Source organism: Amazonocrinis nigriterrae CENA67 (assembly GCF_016056305.1).
GTDB classification, from domain to species: Bacteria; Cyanobacteriota; Cyanobacteriia; order Cyanobacteriales; family Nostocaceae; genus Amazonocrinis; species Amazonocrinis nigriterrae.
Genome location: NZ_JAECZC010000020.1, coordinates 36,796 through 63,365 on the forward strand (window position 1 = coordinate 36,796; position 26,570 = coordinate 63,365).

A 26,570-nucleotide genomic window follows, 5' to 3' on the forward strand; every position below is an offset into this window, starting at 1 on the left:
GGCGATCGAGATGTTCAATAGCTGACTTGGATATTGTCAGTGATACAGTAGGTTGCAACAATTTTGTTAATCATTGTTTCCCTTGGAGCTTTCCTTTGCAGGGGATTTCACTCTATTTCCTCCTTTAAAGCTAATTAGCAATTTGGGTTATATTGTTAACAGTTTTTGCTTCTACATAAGCTTCTCGACCTGTAATCAATCTAGAGCGACGATTACGAGTGATATAATTCCATGCCCACTGGAATACTACTAGTAATTTAGTGTCAAACTCGATTAAGAAGTAGATATGAACTATTAGCCAAAATACCCAAGCCAGGAAACCTGTAAGTTTGAGAAAGCCTAAATCTACAATAGCTAAATTTTGCCCAATCATCGCCAAACTACCTACATGGTTGTAATGAAATGCTGGCAAAGTTTGACCCTGAAGACGTTTTTGAATGAGTTTAGCTACATACTCTCCTTGTTGTTTGGCTACGGGTGCAACGCCAGGTAAAGGTTTACCATCTTGATGAGAGAAGTTGCCTAAATCTCCTACTACAAAAATGTTTTTATAACCTTTGATAGTCAAGTCTGGTTCTACAATCACACGTCCAGAGCGATCGCACTCTACACCTGTACGTTCTGCTAGGACTTTCGCCATTGGGGAACCCTGAACACCTGCTGCCCACAATATAGTTCTTGAAGCAATTGCTGTCACTTCATCGCCTTGCTTGAAAGTGACTATATTATTTTCAATATTTGTCACTCTGGTGTTAGTTTGGATAATCACACCCAGCTTTTGCAAAGATTGTGCTGCTACTTCCGATAAATCTGGTGAAATGTGTGGGAGGACACGATCGGCCCCTTGTAATAGTAAAATTTTCGCTTCTGAAGTATCGATGTTGCGGAAATCTTCTTTGAGAGTTTTGTATGCCAACTCAGCGATCGCACCTGCTAATTCTACTCCTGTAGGGCCGCCACCCACAATCACAAAAGTCAACAAAGCACGGCGTTTTTCGAGATCGGTTTCTTTTTCTGCTGCTTCAAATGCTGAAAATATCCGGCGGCGCATTTCTATGGCATCTTCAACAGTTTTTAAGCCAGGAGCTAAATCTTTCCAGTTATCCTTACCAAAGTAGGAATGGTTAGCACCTGTGGCGACAATTAATGTATCGTAAGGTATTACTTTATCGCCCATGATCACTTGTTGTGCTTTGGGATCGATATCATTTACTTCTCCCAGCAACACTTGGGTATTCTTACTTTTACTGAATACAGCTCGCAATGGTGAGGAAATATCAGCAGGTGATAACGTACCTGTCGCAACTTGATATAAAAGTGGCTGAAATAGGTGGAAGTTACGTTTATCAATAAGAGTAACATTCACATTCGCTTTTGCAAGATGCTTTGCTGTATAGAGTCCGCCAAAGCCTCCACCAATGATTACAACCTGATGTCGTCCATTATTGTCAAGTGCAACTGCCATACGAAATATTTCCTTCTGTTAAGAGAGTTGTAATTTTTCTTAACAAAAGTTTTAACAGCATGATGATGTGGGTTGCCGTTAATTTGGAACAATTTAAAAAATAATAAAAGTATCAAAGTTAGCAATTTGTCATTATTAAAAGTGAAAAGTTTATGCATCCAAGTTGCTAGTTATGGAAGAGTGCGATCGCAGCGAATCACTTAAGCAATAAAATACCCAATCAGGAAAATTACGCTATGGTAATACTCACTGCTTTAACCTTTGGGGCTAGGACTTGTCCTAAAAATTGTTACACTCATAGTCCACTTGAACAAAACTAGATTGATTGATAAAGATGTGAGATTTTGTATCTCTAAAACTAGTTATACTTAGAATTGAAACCTGAAAGCCAATTTCTGCAAGCATAGTACAATGGTTCAAAAAATTGCCTTGTTTAATCACAAAGGTGGAGTTAGCAAAACAACAACCACATTTAATTTAGGATGGATGCTGGCCTCAAAAGGTAAGAGAGTCATCCTTGTGGATACTGACCCACAATGTAATCTCACAGGGATGGTTCTGGGAGACGAAACAGAGGATGATGAGGCAAGATTAGAAAATATATATAATACAACATCGAACATTAAAACGGGTTTAGCTCCTGCTTTTGAGTCACAACCGAGAGCTATTGAGGCTATAGATTGTATCCCCGTACAAGGTCGAGATGGGTTATTTTTATTGCCTGGTAATGTTGGATTTGCTGAATACGAAGTGACATTAGGTATTGCTCAGGAATTAAGTGGTTCAATTCAAGCCCTTAAAAACATACCAGGTTCCATCACTGATTTATTTGAGAAAACAGCTACTAAATTTAATGCAGACTATATCTTAATTGATATGAGTCCAAGTTTAGGCTCAATAAATCAGAATTTATTAATGACAAGCGACTTTTTTCTTGTTCCAACCACTGCTGATTTCTTCTCAGTAATGGCAATAGATTCTTTAGCTAAAGTTCTACCAAGATGGTACGCTTGGGCTAAAACAGCAAGTTCTCTGCCAATTCTGAAAGATGCTGCTTATCCATTTCCTAATGTTACGTTACGTTTTTTAGGAATTATTGTGCAAAATTATCGAATTATACGTGGAAAAGAGACTGCTGCTTTTCAAACATGGATTCAGAAAGTTGAGGAAGCTGTTTCTAATAAATTAGTTCCTATCTTACGCCATAATAATATGATGCTACCTGCAATAGTCTACACTGAACAGGGAATTAACGGTAGCTTAACTCTGACAAAAATCTCAAATTTTAATAGTCTAATTGCCTTATCTCAGGAACACCGAACCCCAGTTTATGACCTCACACCTGAGCAATTGAGGCAAACAGGAATAGTATTAGAAAGGAACCAAAAGAAACAAGATGAATTTAGGAAAACTTTTTCAGACTTAGCAGACAAGATTATTGCATTAACTTCTACCTCTAATTATGCAGTCAGCGCTTGACCAATTTCGTATTAGTATTGGTCGCGTTCGAGACCTCATTGCTCTTCACAATTCTATCAAAGTTCAAGCTACAAGTGCTTTGGATGTGTCAGATATTTTAAGAGCTTCTTTAGTGCTAGCTGTGAGTGCTTTAGACTATTACATTCACGAAGTTGTTACACTGGGGATGCTAGAAATTCATTGCGGTCAACGTCCTGAACCCAGCCCTCCAGCAAATACTACTCAATCAGCTTTTTCCCGCTTTCAAATTTCGTTAAGTGCTGCCCGTCAAGAGCGGATAACGGCCATAGATATTGCATCTTGGTTAGAAAACGAGATTCAACAGAATTACGGCTCCACATTTATACAGCAGTCTCATACAATCTCGTCTTTAATTCCAGCAATATCAAGTAGTATAGCGAATAAGCTGAATAATAATGTTTCTTGGCTAGAAAATGAAATCCGAGAAACTCTTAGTTATAAAAGCTTTCAACAACCAGATAAGATAGCTGATGCAATTAGATTGATATCAGATAAGAAATTATGGGACGAGGTTGCTGTTAAAATAGGTAGACCAACAAAAGATATCAAACAACAACTGAGCTTAATTGTTGATCGGAGAAATAAAATTGCTCACGAAGCTGATATCGATCCAACCTTTAATATAGGAAATCGATGGAATATTGATGAGTTATTGGTTAATGATGCAGTTGACTTTCTTAAGCAAGTTGTTGAAAGTATTCATCAAATCTTGTAGCTTAATTATCTATGTTACTTGTAACTTGGTGAGGAGCAGATTATGGTAAGGGCACAACAATGTTGTACCCTTACCCATGTATGCGATAAGATTGCTCTGTTGCTTGACTCCTGAATCTTTTGGTCAAATAATCAAAATGCCAGAACTTTACCCGCCCATCGCACCCTACCTAGAAGGTAGCTTACAAGTTTCTGATCTGCACACAATTCATTATGAAGAGTCTGGCAATCCACAAGGTAAACCGATTGTTTTGTTGCATGGCGGGCCTGGTGGTGGTTGTTTACCTATTTATCGGCAGTACTTCAACCCAGAAAAATGGCGATTAGTCATGTTTGACCAACGCGGTTGTGGTCGAAGTACACCCCATGCAGAACTACGAGAAAACACAACTTGGGATTTAGTTAATGATATAGAAAAACTGCGTCAACATTTAAATATTGAAAAGTGGGTAGTCTTTGGTGGTAGTTGGGGAAGTACTCTGTCATTAGCTTACAGTCAAACTCACCCCTCTCGCTGCACAGGGTTAATTCTGCGTGGCATTTTCATGTTGAGACAAAAAGAATTGCGTTGGTTTTATCAAGAAGGTGCTAGCTATATCTTTCCCGATGCTTGGTCAGAATATGTGAAACCAATTCCCATAGAAGAACGTGATGATATGCTCACAGCTTATTATCAGCGTTTAACTAGTGCAGATGCTCAAATTCGATTAGAATGTGCCCGTGCTTGGTCAATTTGGGAAGGTAGCACCAGTAAGTTATTTCCAGACCTAGAACTAATGCAAAAGTTTGGTAATCATCAGTTTGCCACAGCTTTTGCTCGTATTGAATGCCATTATTTCATCAACAAGGGATTTTTTGAAACAGAAGACCAATTGTTATTAAATGTTGACCGCATTCGCCACATTCCAGCTGTGATTGTACAGGGTCGTTATGATGTGGTTTGTCCGATGATATCAGCTTGGGAATTACATTGTGCCTGGCCAGAAGCAGAATTTATTGTTATTGGTGATGCTGGACATTCGATGATGGAACCAGGAATTTGTAGTGCTTTGATTGCAGCAACAGATAAGTTTGCAGACTTATAACAAAATATGGGAATTGGGAATGGGGAATTGGGCATTAGTCGTTTTTCTCTGCTTGCTCCCTATTCCCTATTTCCTATTCCCTACTCCCTAAATTAGCCCAAGCACCGAGAAATGCGGCAATGCCTAGCGCTGCTAAAGCGATCGCTCCCCTCTTAATGGACGGATTCAAATCTATCGCATCTAAGAAACTTGGGATTGTCAGTTTTCCAAAGTCTCCCTCTACTCTGTCATAGCCTGAAATCGGCGTAAAAACATTATTTGGGTCGTCTTCTGATTTTGCCTGGGCAGTATACTGTCCAGTAAAACCGACAACCTGTAACAGTGAATCTGTTAGAGGTGGCGAAATGCGTTGCAGCAAATCTAATAGTTTACCTGCATCCCCCACAACATAATCCCGTGTTGGGTGTTCGGCAGCGTAGAGAATTGCATCGGCTACAAGGCTGGCTGAGTAATACGGTGGAATGCCCGACGGTTTAACGCCTATCTTGGTGCCAACTTTATTGTAGTAAGGTGTGTTAATTGTTGAAGGCAATATTGACGTAACGCTAATGGGCCATTTTTCGTATTGCAACTCCACGCGCAGCGCGTCCAAGAATCCTTCTAAACCATGTTTGGCAGCAGAATAAGGACTTTGCAGCGGTAAACTGCGCCTACCCTCCATTGAGGAAATGAGAATTAGCGCTCCTCGTCCCTCTTGTTTGAGATAAGGAAGTGCTGCCATGACACCATACACTTGTCCCATCAAGGTGACATCAACAACTTGCTTAAACTCCTCCGGTGTAATTTTCTCGAAGGGAGCAATTATACCTGTAGCGGCAGCATTAACCCAAGTATCCAATCGTCCATATTTTGCTACAGCTTGATCTGCGATCGCCTTGACTTGCTGAAAATCACTCACATCGGCAACAACATACACTGCCTCACCACCCAAGGCTTGAATCTCTTCAACCAAAGACTTCAAACCTGGTTCACTGCGTGCAGCAACTACTACTTTGGCACGGCGTTGGGCAAACTTCAGCGCTGTGTCCCTGCCGATACCGCTAGAAGCGCCAACAATGACGACTACCTGCTGATGAATTGGTTTTAACTGCATATTAAGTCATCCCTAACCTCTTCTTCTATGTAAAGTTTTATAAAAGGTAGGTGCATCCTTCGTAAGACTTATGCATGGGGTAGAGAAGTTTGTGAAGCAGGGATGGGGGATGCGTTTGCCCTGAGGGGGATGAGGGGATGAGGGAGAAATAACTCCTAACTCCTAACTCCTAACTCCTAACTCCTAACTCCTAACTCCTAACTCCTAACTCCTAACTCCTAACTCCTAACTCCTAACTCTTAACTCTTAACTTTTTTCTCATCTCGCCATAAAGCTATACCGCCTAATAAACCAGTGATGTTAGGAATGAGTTTAACATTTAAGGGTAGCTGGATATTTACTTTGACGGCTTCACCGCCACCAATGTAAAGGCAATCATAATTGAACAGTCTTTGCAAAGATGCGATCGCTTTTTCTAAGCGTCTATTCCATCTTTTCTCGCCAATTTTTTCTAACTCTGCACGCCCTAGTTGTTCTTCGTAAGTCTCACCTTTACGAAATGGATGATGTCCCATTTCCATATTTGGCACTAGTTTACCATCCACAAACAAAGCTGAACCAAACCCTGTACCTAAAGTAATCACTAATTCTACACCTTTGCCTGCGATCGCTCCCAATCCTTGCATATCTGCATCATTAATCACACGTACAGGCTTGTTTAAGCGATTTGATAATGCTGTTTGTAAGTCAAACCCAATCCAATCTCGATCTAAGTTGACTGCTGTTTCTGTGACTCCACAGCGCACCACCCCAGGAAAACCTACGGAAACGCGATGAAATTCACCTTGTGCAGCTGCTAACACTGCAATTGCATTGATGACAACTTCCGGTTTAGCTGGTTGGGGTGTATCTACACGCGCCCTTTCTGTTAACGGATTTCCTGTAATATCTAATACCATGGCTTTGACACCACTACCGCCAATATCAACCGATAGGGTGCGAATAGATCCATTATCTTCGGTCATTTGGTTTTATCCTTGTTGCTGCCTGCTGTGTGCCGATGATAGCAATACATTAACATTACTCTTTTGCGCTTGCAGTTTCCTATAAGCTACCTAATAGCAAAGTTTTTGCTATTAGTAAATAAATTCTTAATGTGCCGATATCGTTTGTTGAAAGCTCTGTTAACCTTTGACCAAATTAGCAGTGGTATCAAGTCTGATAACCAATTCTTGGATTTATTGTAGTAAATCAATTGTATGTCTTTCCTTGCCTGTGTAACCCAACCTAAGACTGCACAGCCTTTATTATCTGGATTAATAACAGTTTTTTCCCATTCCCAAGCTCGAAAAACTCGATTGATCAGTTAAGTATTAAAAACTTACGTTAACAATTAGTATAAGTCAGCCAAACAAGTGGCACAGTTGGCGCATAACTATACTTGAAGCAAATGAATATTTAAGTATATACTGATACTCCTGCGGCTTATGTCATCGCCACTTGACCGCCTTTTAAAAATTGAACTCAGGCTACCATCCTCCCATCCTCAACTACTGGAAGGATTAGATATATGGTTGCGTTTGGGTCTGATATCCGATGCCCAAGTTAGGCAATTATGCCAGGAGTACCTTGTTTGTGCAGTGAGGTTAGAACCTCAGATGAAACCTGTAACTTCTGATTTGATTATGCCGTTACCTGTGGCAGCTTTAGAAGGTGATAGCCGCAGACAACCAGCACCAAAGCCAGCAAAACCCAATTTTATCGCCTCGATGTTGCAATCGTTGGGGGCAGAATTGAGTGTCCGCTGGCTGCTATTTTTAGGAGTATTTTTAGTAGTATTGTCCTCTGGGGTGCTTGCTGCAAGCCAGTGGGAAAAGTTTCCCGCTTCTTTGCAGTATGGAGTTTTGTTTGCTTATACCTTGAGTTTTTGGGGGTTGAGTTTCTGGGCTGGTAAACAAAATAACTTGAGATTGACAGCTAAGACATTATTAATTGTTGCCCTGTTGTTAGTGCCAGTTAACTTCTGGGCAATGGACAGCTTTCAATTGTGGCACAATCCTCTGGACTGGTTGACAGTAGCGATCGCATTTCCCACACTGACATTTATTACCGTTTCTAGCAAATTTATATCTGGAAAATTACCTTTAATAAATATTCTGGGGCTAAGTTATTTGCACTGGGGTTGGAAATTACCAGCAATTCCCTTAATTGCCGTTTATGTGGCAATGATAGGCACAACTATTATTACCGTTTATCAGCATCGCTACCACCAAAGAGGTGTTGCTAATAACGAATTAAACAGTGAGCGGCGTACTGGAATAAGTATGAATTTCTACGCCTCTGTGATTATTTATGCCCTTATAGTATTGCTAGCACGGGCGATTTTTGTTGCTCAGGTAGACGTTACCCAGTTAGGCTTAGCTATTGGTATTTGTGGTTGGTTGGTAACTTGGCTAGCACAGCAAAGAGCAGGGGAGCAGACGAGCAATTCTTTCCCCCCATCCCCCTCATCTCCCCAACTATGGCAACTTCTTGGTGCTATCTTGCTGTTCCTGGGTTGGTTGGTGGCGGTGGTAAAACATCCAGAGCAAGCGATCGCTGTCAGTGGGTTAAGTCTGTGGTTTGTGGGCAAACGCTTGCAAAGATATAATCTACAAATCGATTTGGCAGCAGTTTTCGCCATAGGTTTACAAACTGTTTGGCTGGGTTGGCGGTTAGTACCTGCTGGTGTACAAACATCTGCGATCGCAATTGCTACACAACTAACTGACGCTGAAAATCAACCTTGGGCATTGTTGGGTGTAGCTTTATTTCCCTACTTAATTTTCATGGTGGCGTTCACCGATAACTTGTATCGCCGTCGCCAGCGAGATTTGGGAAACTTTGGCGACATGTTAAGTATGATGTTTGCCAGTTTTTTAACAACGATCGCACTATTAAATCCTACCTTGCGATCGCTAAATCTCCTATTATCTACCATTACTCTCGCCGTCATCACCAAACGCCGCACCCCATCCCCCTCATCCCCACCTCTTCTTTTGGTATACCTCACTCACGTCATGGGAGTGTTAACGTTTTGCTCCACAGTTAACTGGCTTTTGCCAACTCTGGCTTTGCAAGTTTGGGCAAGTATTTTGCTAGCTTTGATGGTGGCGGAATGGATATTTAGCCTCGGCAATGGCATTTGGCAAAGTAGCGCCTGGTACATCGGTATAGCACTTGCGATCGCTAGTTACGTTGTTTTGTGCCTCAATGTTGAATTATTGTGGTTTGGGATTTCTGAAACACCAATTGATTGGCGAGTTATTTGGCTAATTACGCCCATAACTCTCACAGGTTTAGTCAGTCGCATATCTGCACAGCGCCGCAATACAAGTACTTTCTTGAGCATCATAGCTGTGGCTATGGCTCAGTTACTAACTTTACCGCTGCCAGGAAGCAGATTAATTGGTTTAGCTATAGCTGTGGCTGTTATGTTTGCTAATACGCATTATTTAAGAAACAAAACTAATGCGGAAATTACGGTAGGGTATAGTCTGGGTTTGATCGCTGCATTGCTGTGGACAGGTTCGCCTAGTTTACCACGCTTATCCTTAGCGGGGTGGTTTGTTGTCGGTGCGATCGCTATTTTCAGTTTATGGTTGGGGCGGACAGCATTGCAGCGACGCGGTAACGAATTAGCACTGATGTATGCAACAGCATTTGATCAATGGGCGATCGCATTATGTAGCATTGAGTTGTTGGGTATGACGCTACACTCCTCGTTTCTTTACCAAGGAGTAGTTGCCCCAGGATTATTTTACTTAATTGCCACTGGCATAACTTTAGCAGGAATTGCTTACCGGAGTTGGCTTGAACCTACAGATTGGGCATTTTATGGTATTGGTTGGTGTTTGGAATTGTTAATTGCTGAGGGGCTAGGGTTTGGCGAACGTTCAACCGTGAGAATTGCCATTGCAAATATCGCTTTAGGTTTAATCACTCAGCTGGTGGGAGAGTGGTGGCGGCGGCGATTTCAATTGCAAAGGCTTCCTAGTAGTTTCCACGTTTTACCATTAGCGTATGGTGTATTTAGCGTCTTGCTACGTTTGAATACCTTTACTGAGTGGACAGGTTTAGCTTCTTTGGGTGTAGCTTTAATTATCATCGGTGTGGGGCGACGCAGCGAAGCTTTCAAACCCTTGCTTTATTTAGGAATTATTGGTGTATCAATTTCTGCCTATGAACTGTTGTTTTATCAAATGTTCCAAGTTACTGGAGGCGCATTAGGTGATGGCTTAATTGCCATGTCTGCCCTTGGCACCAGCATCATGTTAGTTTATGACAGATTAGCTTTTTGGTTAAGCCAGTACTTACGCCTTAGCCGTTGGGAACTGAAAAACATCACTCATCTGCATTGGGCTTGGAGTAGCTTTTTATTAATGGCTGCTATTCCCCTACCGATTCAAAGTAACCGCCTTGTGGGATTGGGTACGGGGGGATTATTAATTATGTATGCCATTTTTCAAGGACGACATGCGCCTGTGGCAACTTCCACACGCATCTTTGGCAGAATCACAATAGCAGAAATGTGGGTTTACCTTGGCTTATTAGAAGTAGCGGGGATGAGGATTTATTGGCGTGAGACAGCAGTGGGGAAGTTGATAACTGGGTCCTTAGTTCCTTGGAATGGGGCGATCGCTTGCGTAGTTGCCTATTTTTTGTATATCCTACCTTGGGAGAATTGGGGATGGTCTAAAAGACCGTGGCAAATCGCATCCTATATCATACCATTAATTATTTTATGGGAAACTAGGCTGCAAGTTTATCCCATCACTTTGTTACTGGTAGCTGCATTTTATATCTTCTTGGCAAAGGTTGGAGAAAACATTCGTTTTAGCTATATCAGTGTGGCATTAGTTGATTGGGCTTTGTGTAGATGGCTTATTGACTCACGGTTAACTGATCCATTATGGTATGTAACAATAATTGGGTTATCACTGCTTTATATTGCTCAAGTAGATCCTCAGCTGAAATTGCCAGAATATAAAGCAGCGCGTCACAGTTTACGAATGCTTGGCAGTGGTGTAATTTGTGGATGGCCAATTTTATTTCATCAAGACGCGCCGCTAATATCGGGATTTTTCAGCCTCATGGCCATTTTTGCAGGTTTAGCTTTGCGAATTCGGGCTTTTCTGTATATTGGCACAGCTACTTTTTTCATTACTAGTATTTATCAATTAGTAGTTTTTAGCTTGCGTTACCCGTTTTTAAAATGGGTTGTGGGTTTATTAGTGGGAATTTTATTAATTTCCGTCGCGGCTAACTTTGAAACCCGCCGCACTCAGCTAAATTCCTTGCTTCGCAACACTAGCGATGAATTTCAAGGATGGGAGTAATAATTCGTAATTCGTAATTCGTAATTCGTAATTTGTAGAGTTTGGTAGGGTGCGTTACGCTGGCGCGATAACGCACCACCAGAGATTTGCAAGTCGCAAAAGTTAGTTTACAAGTCGCAAAAGCTCGTTTACAAGTCGCAAACTTGATTGAGTGCGATCGCACATTATCCCACAGACTTTTCTAGTGGTGCTAAAAATTCTAGAACGACTCCATTTGTCCAGCCAAAGCCGATTTCGTTGAAAACGTCGAACTATAGTCTTAAGAAGAAGTACGTCTTTCTACTGCTCCCAAAGATTTGAGAGTTGCTATCTGCCTTTCTGTCAAACCTAAAATATCGTGAATATTCATGTCTTTGTAAGGAACTCCAGCAGGTATATCTTTAACTAATTCACCTGTATTCGCATCCCAGAAAATTATCGCTCCATCTGCACCACTACTGACTAGGATATTACCAGTAGGAGCAAATGCTACTACACTTAGGCGGTAGTTACTTTCAGGAGGAACTAGTTGCTTAATTTTTTCACCCTTTGAAACATCCCAAAGAATAACCTTCCGCTCACTTGCGCTGGCTAAGATTTTACCATTCGGGCTAAAAGCGACTGAATTAATCCAAAGTTCATGTCCTTCTAAAATTTGAAGTTGCTTTGTGTGAATGTTCCAAAGTCTCACTCTACCATCAGCACCCCCACTTGCTAAGATTGATTCCTCGGTTGGACTGAATGCAATAGAATGTATCTCTTCTTCATTGTCTTCCAAAGAGCAATCAAGTTTTCTATCTTGCACATTCCATATTTTTACTGTTGCATCATCACTAGCACTAGCTAAAAATTGTCCACTTTTACTAAATGAAATTGAATAGACTCGTTTTTGATGGTCTGAAAAAGTATGAATACATTCTCCTTTGCTCACATCCCATAACTTTACTAATTTGTCAGCACTTCCACTTGCAAGATATTTTCCATCGGGACTGAAAGCAATAGCAAAGACCCAGTTCGTGTGTCCTATAAGATTGCGACTTACCTCTGTTTGAGTATTCCATAACTTGACTGTAGAGTCGTAACTGGCACTTGCAAGAGTTTGATCATCCGTAGGACTAAAAGCAACACTAAAGATATTACCTTGATGTCCTGATAGTGTTGCCTGTAACTCATATGTATCTGCATTCCATATCCTAACTACTTGATCGCTATAGCCACACGCCAAAATTGAACCTTTGCGATTAATAGCTATGCTATGCGCCCATAGATTATACCCGCTTAAAGAACCTATAAAAGAGGGCTTGATTTCATTAATACGCTGAATATTCCAGAGATAAACTGTTTGCTCTTCACAGCCACAGAATAGTGTTTTTCCATCTTGGCTAAATGCTACTGAATGAACCCAATTTATTGGTTCGTTCAAGGTAGCTATAAGTTGAATCTCTCCAATATTTTTAATATCCCATAGCTTCACTGTTGTGTCGTGAGAGCTACTAGCTAGGGTAGTTTTAGTGACTGGGCTAAAGGCAATTGAAGAAATATCATCACTATGAGCTTTCCAACTCGTTATCAGTTTTGATTTTTCGATATCTTGAATATTCCATATCTGAATTTGTTTATCCGCTCCTGCACTTGCAATCATGCTACCATCTAAATTGAATGACACAGCAAACACAGAATCAGTATGACCTTCTAGAACGGCAAGGCAGTTGCCTGTATCAACATCCCAGAGCCTAACTGTTTGATCACTACTGCCGCTAGCTAAAATCTTACTATTAGGATGGAATTGAACTGTATGTATGCCTTGCGTATGCCCCAAACAGTCTTTTTCAGAAGACCCTGTTTCCAGGTTCCATAATTTTATTTTTCTGTCACCACCACCACTAGCCAGTAGTTGGCGATCACGAGCGATATCAATTGAAGATATCCAAGATTGATGCCCTTCAATTGTCTTAATTAATTGACCACTTTCAACATCCCAAATTTTTATCATGTGGTCATCACTACCACTAACTAAGCACTTATTATCAGGACTGAATTTGACTGACCATACATTGCTTGTATGTCCTTTATTAACTTGCTGTTTAATAAATCTTTTTTTTGTGCCTTGGCTATCAACTTTCCAAAGGTGGATAACACCGACACTATCACCTACAGCTAACAAATCTCCATTCTGATTTAACGTCACAGATAAACTATTACCTAGGAAATCAGTAAATTCAGCGTCTTCTAGATTAGCACCACTTAAATCGGCATTAAATAATCTAGCTTTGGAAAAATCAGCCCCTTTGAGAAAAGTTTTTGTTAAATCTTTATCTGCTAGAATGTTGGGATTTTTTTTGACTAAAATCGTTGCTGCGTTTCCTCCGGTGTAACCCACCTCATCTTCATTTTTTCCACGCGTTGTTTCAATAATATTAATGATGGAGTGATAATTTCCCAACATTGGCACAAGTAAATCGATCACCGCTTTCGTCAAAGGTGCTTTCCCTAAAGTCGCCCTCAACTTCTCCAATGGCTCACTTGTAAATGCTTTCAAAGGTGCTTGTGCAACATAATGCCCAGTTTCATCTAGCTGACGTGAAAAGTAGCCCGACCAAGTATAGTCTTGATCTGCTGCACTATTATTTAAATGAGACTGTGCTTGGGCCAGTTCGGTAAAATCAGGCGCCAACGCTCCTAACTCTGCGGCAAATTTATAAGCCACAAAGAACTCTAATAAAGAACGATGTGCTGGAGTATAGTCCCCATCAGCATTGCGGATGAGCATGGTTTGCCCCATCATGTCATAATGCCAGTGGTCTAAATTTTTTTCCTCCTGCACCGCAGAACCAAACAGGCGACGAATGCGGTCAGGAAATAGGCGGTAATTCAGGCTCATCTGGTCAGTAGAAAGGATTTCCCAAGACAGTTCGCATAAAAAGTAGAGCTTATCCGCCAAAGAAGTAAACGTGCGTTCTGCCTTAATATCCCGTTCCATCTTGCGCCGCACTGCATACAGATAAACTTGTGACATATCAACAGGTTTACCCGTTTTAATATATGGCAAAGCTTCTAAGATTAACTCAGTCATCACCGGACGACGGGCTAAATCTAATAATTGGGGATTGCCCATCACTTGCTCAACGGTTGTAGTGTCAGCATGGTATGATAAACATAGGCGAATTTGCTCATCGTTGAATTTCTCTAGTTCCAGCACTTCAAATTGAGGGGTTTCTCCAGTTAACTTTGCAGTGGAAGCTTGCAGTTCCGGATTGAGTAAAGCCCGTCCTTGTTTGGCTTTTGGAAAATGCTCAGTACGACAGGTAAGGATAACTTTAGAACCGGGAACTACGACTTTTGCTAGTTCCCAAAAGTTGTTAATCATCTGTTGGCGATCTACCTTTGCTGCCATTTCGTCAAAACCATCGAAAATTAGCAGCAACTTACCCATGCGGTTAAGTTGGACAAAGGCATTATAGTGTGGTAGTGGAATTTCGTACTGTCGAAAGAAAAATTCAGAAAACAGGGACTCGACACTCACTGCTTTGGCATAATCCCGCAGGGAAATTACTAAAGGCAAACGAGGGCGTTCAACGCCACGCTTTTGGGCATCCTGGTAACGTTGCAGTGCAGTGCAAGCATAGTGAAAGGCAAACCAAGTTTTGCCCGTGCCAAATTCTCCTAGAATTGAAATATGCTCTTTAGCTTGATCACCAAGCCACTTGTCGATGTATCCATCAATCCAGCCGTCTTCTTTTCCGTAACGACTTACCCCGATTCGTTGTTCGTTAACTGGGTCAATCTCCTCTTTGGTACAAGCAAGGGGGACATAGTTTTGATCAATTTTCCGGGCTTTGATTTCGGTTTCTAACCAGTTAAGATAACTACTAAAGTCAGCATCTAAGTCAATCAGTTCGTCAAATGTATAGCAGTCCAAGTGACGATTTTCTTCCTTTTTGACTTCATCTCGTGCTGCTTTTGAAATACGACGGGTAGTTACCAACCAGCCTTCATCAGTTTTTTGCTCTGCAACTGACTCGCGTAAGACCATCACATCACTCAATCCAACTTCTCCTGCAACACCACGTACAAGAATACGGTCATACCTGCGACGTACTGGGATATTAATAATCCATTCAAAATATTCTTCTGCCCAGATTTCATATTTTTCCAAGCGGTAGCCCAAAGTTTCAAACCAACCCCGCATCTGCTGGGCTAAGGCTATAGCTCTACATTTATTTTCAGTTGTAGTTCCTGATAGCGTTAAAGAATTCTCTACTGCCAACCTTGCTATTTCTGTACGAATTCCTTCCAAAGTTGGCAATCTTTGCAGTTGTTTTTGGATACTTGCAATTCTTTGATGTAGAGAGCCAATATCTTGGTTCATTAACACATCAGCAGGTGTGCGAGTGCGTTTAGCAACTTCGATAAATACCGTTGCAAATTCAGCTATTTCTCGCCTGACATCAAGTTTCAAGCTTTTGATTTCATCACCTAATACATAGCCATCAACAAAAGCATCAACTTCAGAAAGGATAATTGAAAGGTTATTGTGGTCTAATGCTTTGCGAAAAGCTTGTTTAATCGGTTCTTGGTGGAATAATTCGAGCAATGGCTTTGGTTTGCCAACACCGTACTCTACTAAAGTAAAAGCGTAAACACCACTAAAATCAGCCGGTGGATGTTCTGGGTTAAGGTTAAATCGCTTGAGTAACTGAATGACAATTTCATTACGCTGCAATTTATTTTTAATCAAAGGATTGGTGATGCCAGCAATTGCTTTTATAATTTGATCCAGGATTAAGATCATGATGTGACCCCGATAACGCAGAGTTATTTCACTGACTGATGTTTAATTACTATTACAAAAAATATTCTGATTATTACGGTTCACTTTTATACTTTTTTAAAGGATTACTGAATAAAAAGTTTGAAGGTTTATCAGCAGCGATCGCCATGACAAAAAATAGATAATTTTTCGTTACGAAATCTCCTCAGAAGTACATTCTGTGGTATCGAAATAGTCTAATGCAAGCGAATCGTAGACTTGTACTGCTTCGCAGAACCCGCAGGCTAGCGGCTTCTCGTTCCCAAGGGAGAGGGTTCCCGCTTTCTTAGAGTAGCAATTCCAGAGTCCTTGCGGTTACTTCCTTCTACTTCGTTGCGCTCGCAGCAGACATATTATAAGTAATTTAGAAAAACTGATTTAACGTGAGTTCGATGAACCTCTCCCCAACCCCTCTCCGCGTAGGAGAGGGGCTTTGAAATTCTAGATAAAGAACGAAAAATTAAGGTTTTTAAGCCTCTGACGCCACATGCTAGCCTGCGGGTTCTGCGAAGCAGTACAAGTCTGGCGACCGAACGCACTGGCTCCTCCTTTTAGGGGAGAGGTTTGGAGAGGGGTCTTTTAAATCTGTCGAACTCACGTGATTTACGAGTCGCAAAAGTTAGTTTACGACTCGCCAACTTAACTGAGTGCGATCGCAAATTATCTCACAGACTTTTCTAGTGGTGCTAAAAATTCTAGAACGACTCCATTTGTCCAGCCAAAGCCGATTTCGTTGGAACTGTATCCAAAGCAGATTTCGTTGGAAACGTTCATAGAACAGTGTTCCACATCATATTTCTCTACTAAACTGCCGTAACGCTCGAATTCTTCAACTACCATCAGCAAGAACTTTTGAGCAATACGATCGCCTTCAGTATGATATCCATAACGGTGCAATCCTTGGACAGCGATATATGTCAGCGGTGCCCAACCAAAGGGTGCATCCCATTGATTACCTGTGACGCGAGTACTAGTAAAGATACCACCAGGGGCTTCAAACAAAGAAAGATTTTCGGCGACGCGTCGCGCTTGTGCATCTGATGCAAGCCCCACCCACAAAGGATAAAAGGTAGTGGCAAATTCATAGCGACGACGTTGTTCACTTTGAAAATGATAGTCTAGGTAAAGTCCTTTTTCTTCATCCCAGAGGCAATTATCAATGCGTTCGCGGCGAATTTCTGCTCGTTCGCGCCATTGTCCCACTATTTCTTCATTGCCTAAAATATCATAAATTTGTGCCAAGTCTATTTCCATTTGATAAAGCAAACTGTTGAGGCACACAGGCGCGTAATGTAAGATATCAATACTGAAAGGCCCAAAGCGATTGGTGATGTCAAACCCAGACTCGCGCATGGTGCGATCGCCTTTGTAAAACAAATTGGTTAGTTGGTCATTTTCGCGATCGTAGAAAAGACTGACATCATAATCTTCAATTTCAAACCTTTGGTAGTATTCTTTAACGCGATCGTAATGACTTTTGCCTTCTTCATCGCGTTCAGAAAATAATACTTCCGGTGCAGGGCCTTCCCCAAAAGCATAAAATCGAGACAAACCTGTGGCGGGATTCAAATGAGGCGGCACTACCCAGTAATAATAAAATCGCTCCAGTAGTGGTAAAGCTGACTTCAACCATTCTTCATCCTGGGTATATTGGAACAGCGCCAACACCATCAAACTGAGGACAGGAGGCTGCGATCGCGACAACATGTAAGTACGGTTAGAGTTGAGAATTGTACCATAATGCTGCACTTGGTATAACAACTGATCAACTTGGCTTTGGGCTAACTCCAACTCGCCATCACGCAACAGCCCCAGTAATATAAAGTAGCTGTCCCAACCATACATTTCATTAAAACGTCCACCAGGGACAACATAAGGCCCCGGTAAGTATAGCAAACCATGTTCTCGAATCGCCTCAACTGAAGTTGGGAGAGTGCGAATTTCAATTTGTTGCATGTCCTTTTTTGACAGCGATCGCTCCAAAACAAACTGAACATTGGGACAATCTTCTTGGGGGGAGATGTATACAATCCAGGGAGTATCTGATTTATGCTCTAACTTGGTATCCTTAGCAGATTGCAACAAATGTTCATGCGATCGCGTTAAGGTTTTCCAAGTTTTTTTGATGTATCTCCGTACAGCATAAATCTGGTCGGGGGCAAGTGTGGATGAAGTTTGTGTAGATTTATTAGTCATAATTCCATCTTTAACTTAGGGAGTAGGGAGTGAGGAGTAGGGAGTGGGGGATGAGGGAGATGAGGAGGATGAGGGGGATGAAGAATTGTTCACTCCTAACTCTTAACTCCTCACTCCTAACTCAGCACTCAACACTCAGCACTCAGCACTAACTAAGAGTGCGACGGGGAAATGGGCTAAGGCTTGGGCGATGGGTAAAGTTTCTGTCACTTCTAAGGTTTGTTCGGTGAGAACATTTTTCCAAGCTGAGGAACTGTTGGCGGGTAGTTGCAGGTGTGTATCTTGCCATACATCATCGCCAAGGGGGTCTTCTCCTGGCTGAATGAGACTGGTGAAAAAGCGGGGTGCAATGGCGATCGCTGTTTGATTTCCTTGTCGCCGAGCAAAGGCGATAATATGGTTGGCGTGGCTTCCCTGGATTTCTAAGGGCAAATAGTCACCTTCAGTAAATAGTGCAAGATAATTTTTTCTAGCTTTGAGTAGTTGCGCTGTTAAAAACAGTTTGATTCTGCCATCAGTTTTGTGAGTGAGTAATTCCTGAATCAGTGCGAGAATGTCTGTTTTGATTTGTTCTCGGATGGTACTCAAATAACTACGTCGCAGTTCAAAATCTACAGGACGGCGGTTATCAGGATCGACCAAACTCAAATCCCAAAGTTCCGTTCCTTGGTAAAAGTCTGGTACGCCTGGCGCGGTAGCCTTGAGTAAAGTTTGGGACAGGGAATTAAAAATACCATAATAGGCAATTCGCTGTTGAAAGGGGCGAAAGGCTTCGATAAATTGACTCGATATAGACGAATCTAGCACTTTTTCAATAAAGGAGGCACATGCTTGTTCATACTCGCTATCAGGACGCAGCCAGGCTGTATGCACTTTCGCTTCCCGAATTGCTTTAATCATGTAGTCCTTAACTCGTTCCAGAAAAGATGATTCTTCGTCTTCGTCAAAGGGAAACGCCCCTACTAGCGTTTGATAGAGAAAATACTCATCGTTGCGGTCTGGCATGGCAAAACCGTGCCGTTCGCTGCGACGATCTTGATTAAGATAACTCCAAATATTGACTTGTTCTTCCCACTCTTGGGGTATTTCTGATAATACATTTATCCTTGCACGCACATCTTCGCCGCGCTTGGTATCGTGGGTGGCTGTGGCGTTCATGGTGTGGGGCCAGTTTGCTTGGTGCTTCTGGTTAAAAGCATGGAACTCGGCTGTAGAAATGCCAAAATGACTAGGATTACCCCCCACTTCATTCAGCGATAGCAAGCGGTTGTAAACATATAGTGTAGTGTCTTCTACGCCTTTGGCCATTAACGGGCCGCTGTATTGCTGCATCCTGAGAACAAAATATATCCATTGTTCCCGTTCTGTCTGCGTTAGAGAATCATCAAACTCCAATAGCATCAACTTTTCAATAAAAGTCAATTCATTTTGCAGCAAAGGCGCTTGTTCTCTGGCTTGGGTAATGACTTCTTGAATAGTGGCGCGATCGCTTTCTGAAATGCCTTCAGGAGTGATGTAGGTGCGATAGACAGGAAACACTGTTAAAACTTCTGCGATCGCTCGTTTCAATCCGTTCAAAGTAAAGTCATTGGCATAGCGATATTTGTTAGAAATATTTTTCAACAAAATCGCTAAATTATCAATGTCACCTGCTAAATTCTTTTCTAAAATTAGGTGCTTTTTCTCCTTTACCAAGGATGCATAGTCTACTCGTGTATTAATAAAACTATGGTAAATATTATCAAACCAAAATTTAGTTTCCTTTTGACAAAAGACACCATTAACATAATTTAAAAAGTCATATCCTGATGTACCTTGAATATCCCAGTTTTCTGGCAAATCTTCCGTGAGTTCCAAGATTTTTTCAACGGTGATGTAAACATCTCCCATCTTTTCCCGCAGCCGTTCCAGATATTGCACAGGATTATAAAGACCGTCAATATGGTCAATGCGTAAACCTGTAAATTTACTTTCTGCAACCAACTTTTTAATTAAAGAGTGGGTATTATTAAATACCCGCGAATCTTCAACCTTTACAGAAATGAGTTCGTTGACAGTAAAGAAACGGCGATAATTCATTTCTTCCGCCCCTACCTTCCAAAAGGCAAGACGGTAAAATTGGTCTTTTAATAATTCATCGAGCAAATTAAAACTTTCTGGATTTCCTACATCTCCATTAAAGATTTTCAGATTATCCTCGATGAATTCGTGGATATCATCATTTGTGGTGTAAAGTTCCCAAATTAAACCTTTAATAAATGCGATTTGGTCTTGTCGCTGTTTATCAACAACTTCCAAAGGCACATTTTTGAGAATGTAAAGAATCCCCAATAACTTAATAAAATCAGGATGATTGCGTCCTAGCTTGCGCGTGATTTTGCCCAGATTGTAGCTGAGAAATTTGGTGTAGGACTCTAACCGCAACGGCAATTTTAAACTGTAATAGTTGACAGTTAACCCAGTTTGTGAATATTGCAGTTGAATATCTCCCTTTTCCAGAGAGACACCGTAGAAATCGCCTAACAACGGTGCGAGAATTCTTTCCTGGCGATCGGCAAACGGGGCATTCCAACCCAAATCAAAGTAGTCAGTATAACCCGAATCAGGGCCATGTTCCAACACATCCATTAAGTAGTGATTTTCGCTACTATAAGCCATGTGATTGGGAACAATATCTTGCAACCAGCCCATACCAAGGGATTGCAGTTCACTAACCAACGCTTCAAACTCCTCAGTAGTACCTAATTCTGGATTCAGTTGAGCAGCATCAACTACATCATAACCATGAGTACTACCAGAACGGGCTTTAAAAATAGGAGAAGCATACAAATCAGTAATTCCTAAATCTGCCAAATAAGCTGCGATCGCTTTAGCATTTTCAAAGCCAAACTCAGGTGTAAATTGAATTCGATAAGTTGTAGTAGGAATTCGCATAAATTTATTAAGGAAGAAATAACTACTAATCAGGGTTCAAATCTTTGCTTTCCTCTCTGCGTCACGGACACTTTCCTCAACGGGGGGAACCCCCGCACGGAAGTGTCCTTCTCTGCGCCTCTGTGGTTAAAAAATAATTTATTGAACCGCAGAGACACAGAGGACACAGAGTTAAGAGAAATTATTTTCCAAAAATTTTAGGAAGTTTGATAGGGCTACTTTTAGCTTTGCAATTCATACAGTACTAAACTGTTGGGTTGCAGATTTAATTCTTGTCCTGCTGATATATTTTCGGGTGCTTGAGAACCAGGGCCAGCCCATGATCTATCTGCTGAATCTAATAATTTTTTCCCATCACTTTGAATTGGTAAAGTTGTGGTGACGGGAGATGAATTGAAATTCATCGCAAATATTAGTTGACTGGTTTCGCACCAACGACGCACAATAACTAACTGTTTTTCTTCATCACTTGTCGCTTCGATGAAGTCGCGGTGTTGCTTCAGCAGTGCGGGATGGGTTTTGCGTAAATTAATTAATTGGCGATACCAATATAGTAAGATTTTGTGCTTTCCTTCGTTGCGTAATTGCCAGTTGAGTTTAGAAGCTAAAAAGGTTTCTGCTGCTTCTGGATCTGGTGGCCCTTCTGAATAGTGAAAGGCTTCAAATTCTTGCTGGCGTCCGGCGCGTACTGCTTGAATTAAATCGGGGTCGGAGTGACTTACAAAATAGGTGAAGGGTGCAGTTTCGCCGTATTCTTCTCCCATGAATAATAGGGGTAAGTTCGGTGATAATAGTACAGCACCGGCGGCTAATTTCAGTCCTTCAAATGAAAGGCGATCCCACAGGCGATCGCCTTTCATTTGATTGCCGACTTGATCGTGATTTTGGATGCAGACTACAAATTGTGAGGGTGAGCGATCGCGGCATGGTATACCATGATATCGTTTACGATGGGGCGCATACTGCCAATCGTAAACGAAGGTATCTGTATAAGCTTTTGCTAATTGACTACATTGTCCAAAATCTTGATAATATCCCTGGCGATCGCCTGTTAAAAGTGCGTGCAATGCATGGTGAAAGTCATCACTCCATTGGGCATCAAGTCCATATCCACCCAGTTCTGGCGGACGAATGATTTGGGGATTATTTAAGTCACTTTCTGCTATTAAGTGACGTTTCCATGTTTGCCCTTGTGCTTTGAAGTGATGTACTGCTTCTGCTAATTCCCATAAAAAATGTTTGGCACCTAAATCATAAATTGCTTGAATAGCATCAAGTCGCAATGCATCAATATGAAATTCTCGTAACCAATAAAGCGCATTTTCGATGAAATAATTTCGCACACCTTGACTGTAGGCGTCATCGAAATTCATCGCATTGCCCCACGGTGTTTTATAGGTTTTGGTAAAATAGGGCGCATACTGACCCATATAATTACCTTCTGGGCCGAAGTGATTATACACCACATCCAGCACCACAGCAATACCATGTTGGTGGCAAGCATTGACCAGTTGTTTTAAAGCCGCTGGATTTCCGTAGGAACTTTGCACAGCAAACGGATAAACGCCATCATAACCCCAATTGCGAAATGCCAGAGAAGCCTCAATATGAGTGTCTCCTGGAAACTGAGCAATGGGCATAATTTCAATAGCGTTAATTCCCAGTTCCTTTAAATCTGGAAGGCGGTCAATGATGGCGGTGAAAGTTCCTTCGGGGGTGAAGGTACCGACGTGGAGTTCATAGAAAATCATTGACTCCAAGGGAACACCAGCCCAACCTGCATCTGTCCATTCAAACTGATGTTCAACAACTTGAGAGGGGCCATGAACTCCTTGGGGTTGATACTGCGACGCCGGATCGGCGAAGGCATTTTCATCATTTAAGATATATCGGTAAAGCGTACCTGGATACACATCGTTTACTTTCGTCTGCCAATATCCATCCTCCACAGGTTTAAGCGGTATTACCTGTTGTTGTGGCGACAAAATTTGCACCGCGACGCTATTTAATGTCGGCGACCAAACTGTAAACTCACATTCCCCGTTACCTAAGTAGTGAGCGCCAATTTTCACGCAGTATCCTCCCATTAGATAATGTGTTATGCCGAATTGTGGCGATCGTCAAGGTGAGCAATTGCCCAGTGTTGACGAACACACCAGATAGGATCATGGTTGTTGTACCAAGGAATTCGCTAGCATCCGCAGGCGTATTTTTTTTTATCTTTGGGAATGGAGAATGGGGAATTGGGCATTGGGCATGGGGCATGGGGCATGGGGTTTATAAATAATGACCACTGACAACTGACAACTAACAACTGACAAATGACAAACAACAATTTAGATTCATTCCGCGCTTTGGCATTGCAAGTTACATGCCATGCAGTCAATCAAACACGCGATCGCCAAGAAGCTCGTTCGTTGATGTTAAACTCTATTAATCGTTTGGCACAACAAATTGCTGCTAGTATTGCTTTTATTGGCTTTGACTGTCGTTTAATTGTATTGCCAGAATATTTTCTCACTGGTTTTCCGATGGGAGAACCTTTAGCAGTATGGGCTGATAAAGCTTGTTTAGAAATGGCGGGTGCTGAGTATGAAGCGCTTGGTAAAATTGCTCAAAAACATCAAATCTTTTTAGCTGGTAATGCTTACGAAATTGACCCAAATTTTCCAGGGTTGTATTTTCAAACTTGCTTTGTAATTGATGCTTCGGGAACAATTGTTTTACGTTATCGGCGGCTAAATTCCTTTTTTGCCCCCACCCCTGGCGATGTCTGGGATAAATATCTCGACTGTTACGGGTTGGAGGGAGTTTTCCCTGTGGCGAAGACGGCAATTGGTAATTTAGCAGCTTTGGCATCAGAAGAAATTTTGTATCCAGAAGTAGCGCGGTGTCTGACGATGCGAGGTGCAGAGATTTTTCTCCACTCCACCTCAGAAGTGTATGGCAAAACGTTAACGCCTAAAGATGCTGCTAAAATCTCTCGTGCTGTAGAAAATATGGCATATGTAGTTTCAGCGAATACAGCAGGCATAGTTAATATTCCCATCCCTACCGCTTCTGCTGATGGTGGTTCTAAAATTATTGATCATCGTGGAATAGTTTTAGCAGAAACAGCTACAGGCGAAAGTATGGCAGCATTTGCAGAGATAGACCTAGCAGCATTACGCCGCGATCGCCGTCGTCCTGGGTTACATAATTTACTTTCACGCCAGCGGTTTGATATATACGCCCAAAGCTACAGCCAGTCACAATTTTACCCAGCAAACACCATGCTGAACCAAGAAGTAGACCGTAAACACTTTATCCAAACACAACAAGCAACAATTGAACGTCTGGTTAAATTGGGAATAATTTGAATTGGGAATTGGGAATTGGGAATTGGGAATTGGGAATGGGGAATTGGGAATGGGGAATTGGGAATTGGGATTATAAATGACAACTGACAACTAACAACTGACAACTGACAAATGACAAATGACAAAACCAATAGAAGTCCGCAACCCTAGGACTGGAAAATATGATTATGTAATTATTCCACCGCCGCCGAAGCTTTTGGCGCAGCAATGTACCCGCGCGCGCAGGGCACAACCGCGTTGGTATCAATTGGGTGTGGAAGGTAGAATTGCAGCTTTACAAGCATGGAAGCAAGCTTTATTATCGGAACGCGATCGCCTGATGGAGGCTTTGGTTAATGATACGGGCAGGTTGTCAATTTCAAAGTTGGAAATCGATTCTTTTTTTTCTAGCATTGACCGCTGGTGTGGGTTAGCACCAGATTTGTTACAAGAATCTGCCAAAAATACAGCCATCCCGTTTATCGCTTTACAACAATCATCTGTTCCTTATAGCTTGGTCGGGGTAATTAGCCCCTGGAATTTTCCGCTGTTGCTGTCTACAATCGATGCTATCCCGGCTTTACTGGCGGGTTGTGCTGTCATTATTAAACCGAGTGAAATTGCCCCCCGCTTTGTCGCACCGCTGGTTACTGCCATCAATGCTGTGCCAGAATTGCGCGATATCTTGAGTTTTGTTGAGGGTGCAGGGGAAACAGGTGCTAATTTAATTGACAATGTGGATTTAATATGCTTTACAGGTAGTATCGCCACTGGGCGAAAAGTTGCAGAGGCGGCTGCTAAACAGTTTATTCCTGCTTTTTTAGAATTAGGGGGAAAAGACCCGGCGATCGTTTTAGAATCAGCGAATTTAGAATTGGCAACTTCAGCTATTTTATGGGGTTCAGTGGTGAACACTGGGCAATCATGCCTTTCAATTGAGCGAATTTATGTTGCTGAATCTATCTTTGAAGAATTTTATCATCAATTAATAGCCAAAGCTTCGCGTCTGCAACTAGCTTATCCCACAGTTGAAAGTGGAGAACTTGGGCCTATTATTGCTGAAAAACAAGCAGCAATTATTAGCGACCATTTGCAAGATGCAATAGAAAAAGGCGCAATTATTCACTGCGGCGGCAAAGTTGAAGCGTTAAATGGTGGTTGGTGGTGTCGTCCGACGGTAATTACTCAGGTGAACCATTCAATGAAAGTGATGACTGAAGAGACTTTTGGCCCCATTATGCCAGTGATGCCTTTCCCCACAGTTGAAGAAGCAGTGTATTTGGCGAATGATTCAATGTTTGGGTTAAGTGCTGCGGTTTTTGCCGGTTCGGAGACTGAAGCGTTAGCTGTTGCTGATCAAATAGATGCAGGTGCTATCAGTATTAATGATGCAGCTCTCACCGCCATTATGCACGAAGGAGAAAAAAACGCTTTCAAATTCTCCGGTATGGGAGGTTCGCGCATGGGGCCTGCGGCGCTGAAACGGTTTATGAGAAAAAAAGCTTGTTTGATTAAAACTAACTCTACTAGTGACCCTTGGTGGTTTGATAATTCGTGAGGTCAAGAGTCAAGGTTTTTTGACCCTTGACTCTTGACCTTTAAAAACCCACACAAAAAAATATGACACTTGCATAAGTCTTAAAAATATTGAGCTTCATCTTCATAGTAAATTTATATGATATCGATGCGGTTGCTTCGCTTCACTTCGTTGCGCTCGCAATTGACATATCGTAAGTGATTTAGCGGACATGATGTGATATCAAGTTCGGTTAAATAGTTATGTTTCCCACAATCATTCCACCCCACCCCTAACTTCTCCCCGTGAACGGGGAACTCGGGGCCCCCTCTGGGGATTAGGGGCAGGGAAACAAAGCGTAGCTTTGGTGAGGTGGGGTTCTTAAAATTTAATAAGTACAGGACTTACGCGCGGACTACGATTTTACGTCCGGAGCGAGCGTTCGCTGAAAGCGTTCCCGCAGGGTAGCAAAGTAATCGCAAAAGCTTAGTTTTTCGTCACTAGTGCGTAAGTCCTAAAGTAATCAAGCGGACATGATATGAGTCTACTGTTAAATGCGTTTATAAATTATAAATTATAAATTATAAATTAAATTTTAAAAAAGAAAAATACTGTCAATTTT

The 26,570-nt window shown here is 41.7% G+C and carries 14 protein-coding genes; 7 read left to right on the forward strand and 7 right to left on the reverse strand.

The window, feature by feature from the left end; genetic code table 11:
* Nucleotides 1–130: 130 nt before the first annotated feature.
* Complete coding sequence (locus I8748_RS13180; protein ID WP_198125032.1) at nt 131–1,465, reverse strand: NAD(P)/FAD-dependent oxidoreductase; 1,335 nt, start codon at nt 1,463–1,465, stop codon at nt 131–133.
* Between the two features lie 411 nt (nt 1,466–1,876).
* Between I8748_RS13180 and I8748_RS13185 the strand changes: the two genes are divergently transcribed.
* The 3 genes from I8748_RS13185 to pip all read left to right on the forward strand — a co-directional run bounded on the left by I8748_RS13185 (nt 1,877) and on the right by pip (nt 4,764).
* Complete coding sequence (locus I8748_RS13185; protein ID WP_198125033.1) at nt 1,877–2,944, forward strand: ParA family protein; 1,068 nt, start codon at nt 1,877–1,879, stop codon at nt 2,942–2,944.
* Nucleotides 2,928–3,680 carry a HEPN domain-containing protein gene (locus tag I8748_RS13190; protein ID WP_198125034.1) on the forward strand — a complete coding sequence of 251 codons (753 nt, stop codon included), beginning with the start codon at nt 2,928–2,930 and terminating at the stop codon, nt 3,678–3,680. Before I8748_RS13185 ends, I8748_RS13190 begins: the two co-directional genes overlap by 17 nt.
* A 136-nt stretch (nt 3,681–3,816) precedes the next feature.
* Nucleotides 3,817–4,764: a prolyl aminopeptidase gene (pip, locus tag I8748_RS13195; RefSeq protein WP_198125035.1), complete on the forward strand. Its 948-nt coding sequence runs from the start codon at nt 3,817–3,819 to the stop codon at nt 4,762–4,764.
* Nucleotides 4,765–4,837: 73 nt separating this feature from the next.
* Here the strand turns inward: pip and I8748_RS13200 are convergent, their stop codons facing one another.
* Both I8748_RS13200 and I8748_RS13205 read right to left on the reverse strand, forming a co-directional pair.
* On the reverse strand, nt 4,838–5,857 hold the full coding sequence (locus I8748_RS13200) for an SDR family oxidoreductase (RefSeq protein ID WP_198125036.1): 1,020 nt from the start codon (nt 5,855–5,857) through the stop codon (nt 4,838–4,840).
* Between the two features lie 239 nt (nt 5,858–6,096).
* Nucleotides 6,097–6,822: an ROK family protein gene (locus I8748_RS13205; protein WP_198125037.1), complete on the reverse strand. Its 726-nt coding sequence runs from the start codon at nt 6,820–6,822 to the stop codon at nt 6,097–6,099.
* A 462-nt stretch (nt 6,823–7,284) separates the two neighbouring features.
* Between I8748_RS13205 and I8748_RS13210 the strand changes: the two genes are divergently transcribed.
* Nucleotides 7,285–11,175 carry a DUF2157 domain-containing protein gene (locus tag I8748_RS13210; protein ID WP_198125038.1) on the forward strand — a complete coding sequence of 1,297 codons (3,891 nt, stop codon included), beginning with the start codon at nt 7,285–7,287 and terminating at the stop codon, nt 11,173–11,175.
* 259 nt (nt 11,176–11,434) lie between these two features.
* On the opposite strand, the gene I8748_RS13215 is transcribed toward I8748_RS13210, so the two are convergent.
* Nucleotides 11,435–15,946: a WD40 domain-containing protein gene (locus tag I8748_RS13215; RefSeq protein WP_214662545.1), complete on the reverse strand. Its 4,512-nt coding sequence runs from the start codon at nt 15,944–15,946 to the stop codon at nt 11,435–11,437.
* Between the two features lie 38 nt (nt 15,947–15,984).
* Here I8748_RS13215 and I8748_RS35685 point away from each other — a divergent pair, with 38 nt between their 5' ends.
* Complete coding sequence (locus I8748_RS35685; protein ID WP_263975735.1) at nt 15,985–16,110, forward strand: hypothetical protein; 126 nt, start codon at nt 15,985–15,987, stop codon at nt 16,108–16,110.
* Between the two features lie 514 nt (nt 16,111–16,624).
* Here the strand turns inward: I8748_RS35685 and I8748_RS13220 are convergent.
* The 3 genes from I8748_RS13220 to treZ form a co-directional block, all read right to left on the reverse strand.
* Nucleotides 16,625–18,160 carry a trehalase family glycosidase gene (locus tag I8748_RS13220; RefSeq protein WP_198125039.1) on the reverse strand — a complete coding sequence of 512 codons (1,536 nt, stop codon included), beginning with the start codon at nt 18,158–18,160 and terminating at the stop codon, nt 16,625–16,627.
* A 135-nt stretch (nt 18,161–18,295) separates the two neighbouring features.
* On the reverse strand, nt 18,296–21,094 hold the full coding sequence (treY, locus tag I8748_RS13225) for a malto-oligosyltrehalose synthase (protein ID WP_198125040.1): 2,799 nt from the start codon (nt 21,092–21,094) through the stop codon (nt 18,296–18,298).
* 221 nt (nt 21,095–21,315) lie between these two features.
* A complete protein-coding gene (treZ, locus tag I8748_RS13230) occupies nt 21,316–23,166 on the reverse strand; it encodes a malto-oligosyltrehalose trehalohydrolase (RefSeq protein WP_198125041.1) in 1,851 nt (616 codons plus the stop codon).
* A 249-nt stretch (nt 23,167–23,415) separates the two neighbouring features.
* Between treZ and I8748_RS13235 the strand changes: the two genes are divergently transcribed.
* Both I8748_RS13235 and I8748_RS13240 read left to right on the forward strand, forming a co-directional pair.
* Nucleotides 23,416–24,453: a nitrilase-related carbon-nitrogen hydrolase gene (locus I8748_RS13235; protein WP_198125042.1), complete on the forward strand. Its 1,038-nt coding sequence runs from the start codon at nt 23,416–23,418 to the stop codon at nt 24,451–24,453.
* 118 nt (nt 24,454–24,571) lie between these two features.
* Nucleotides 24,572–25,990, forward strand: coding sequence for an aldehyde dehydrogenase family protein (locus tag I8748_RS13240; RefSeq protein WP_198125043.1), 1,419 nt, complete (start codon nt 24,572–24,574; stop codon nt 25,988–25,990).
* Nucleotides 25,991–26,570 lie beyond the last annotated feature (580 nt).

What these genes read in the sequence shown, in the direction of transcription:
- I8748_RS13180 (WP_198125032.1), bottom strand. Translation starts at nt 1,465, where the DNA reads ATGGCAGTTGCACTTGACAATAATGGACGACATCAGGTTGTAATCATT.
- I8748_RS13185 (WP_198125033.1), top strand. Translation starts at nt 1,877, where the DNA reads ATGGTTCAAAAAATTGCCTTGTTTAATCACAAAGGTGGAGTTAGCAAA.
- I8748_RS13190 (WP_198125034.1), top strand. Translation starts at nt 2,928, where the DNA reads ATGCAGTCAGCGCTTGACCAATTTCGTATTAGTATTGGTCGCGTTCGA.
- pip (WP_198125035.1), top strand. Translation starts at nt 3,817, where the DNA reads ATGCCAGAACTTTACCCGCCCATCGCACCCTACCTAGAAGGTAGCTTA.
- I8748_RS13200 (WP_198125036.1), bottom strand. Translation starts at nt 5,857, where the DNA reads ATGCAGTTAAAACCAATTCATCAGCAGGTAGTCGTCATTGTTGGCGCT.
- I8748_RS13205 (WP_198125037.1), bottom strand. Translation starts at nt 6,822, where the DNA reads ATGACCGAAGATAATGGATCTATTCGCACCCTATCGGTTGATATTGGC.
- I8748_RS13210 (WP_198125038.1), top strand. Translation starts at nt 7,285, where the DNA reads ATGTCATCGCCACTTGACCGCCTTTTAAAAATTGAACTCAGGCTACCA.
- I8748_RS13215 (WP_214662545.1), bottom strand. Translation starts at nt 15,946, where the DNA reads ATGATCTTAATCCTGGATCAAATTATAAAAGCAATTGCTGGCATCACC.
- I8748_RS35685 (WP_263975735.1), top strand. Translation starts at nt 15,985, where the DNA reads ATGTTTAATTACTATTACAAAAAATATTCTGATTATTACGGTTCACTT.
- I8748_RS13220 (WP_198125039.1), bottom strand. Translation starts at nt 18,160, where the DNA reads ATGACTAATAAATCTACACAAACTTCATCCACACTTGCCCCCGACCAG.
- treY (WP_198125040.1), bottom strand. Translation starts at nt 21,094, where the DNA reads ATGCGAATTCCTACTACAACTTATCGAATTCAATTTACACCTGAGTTT.
- I8748_RS13235 (WP_198125042.1), top strand. Translation starts at nt 23,416, where the DNA reads ATGACAAACAACAATTTAGATTCATTCCGCGCTTTGGCATTGCAAGTT.
- I8748_RS13240 (WP_198125043.1), top strand. Translation starts at nt 24,572, where the DNA reads ATGACAAAACCAATAGAAGTCCGCAACCCTAGGACTGGAAAATATGAT.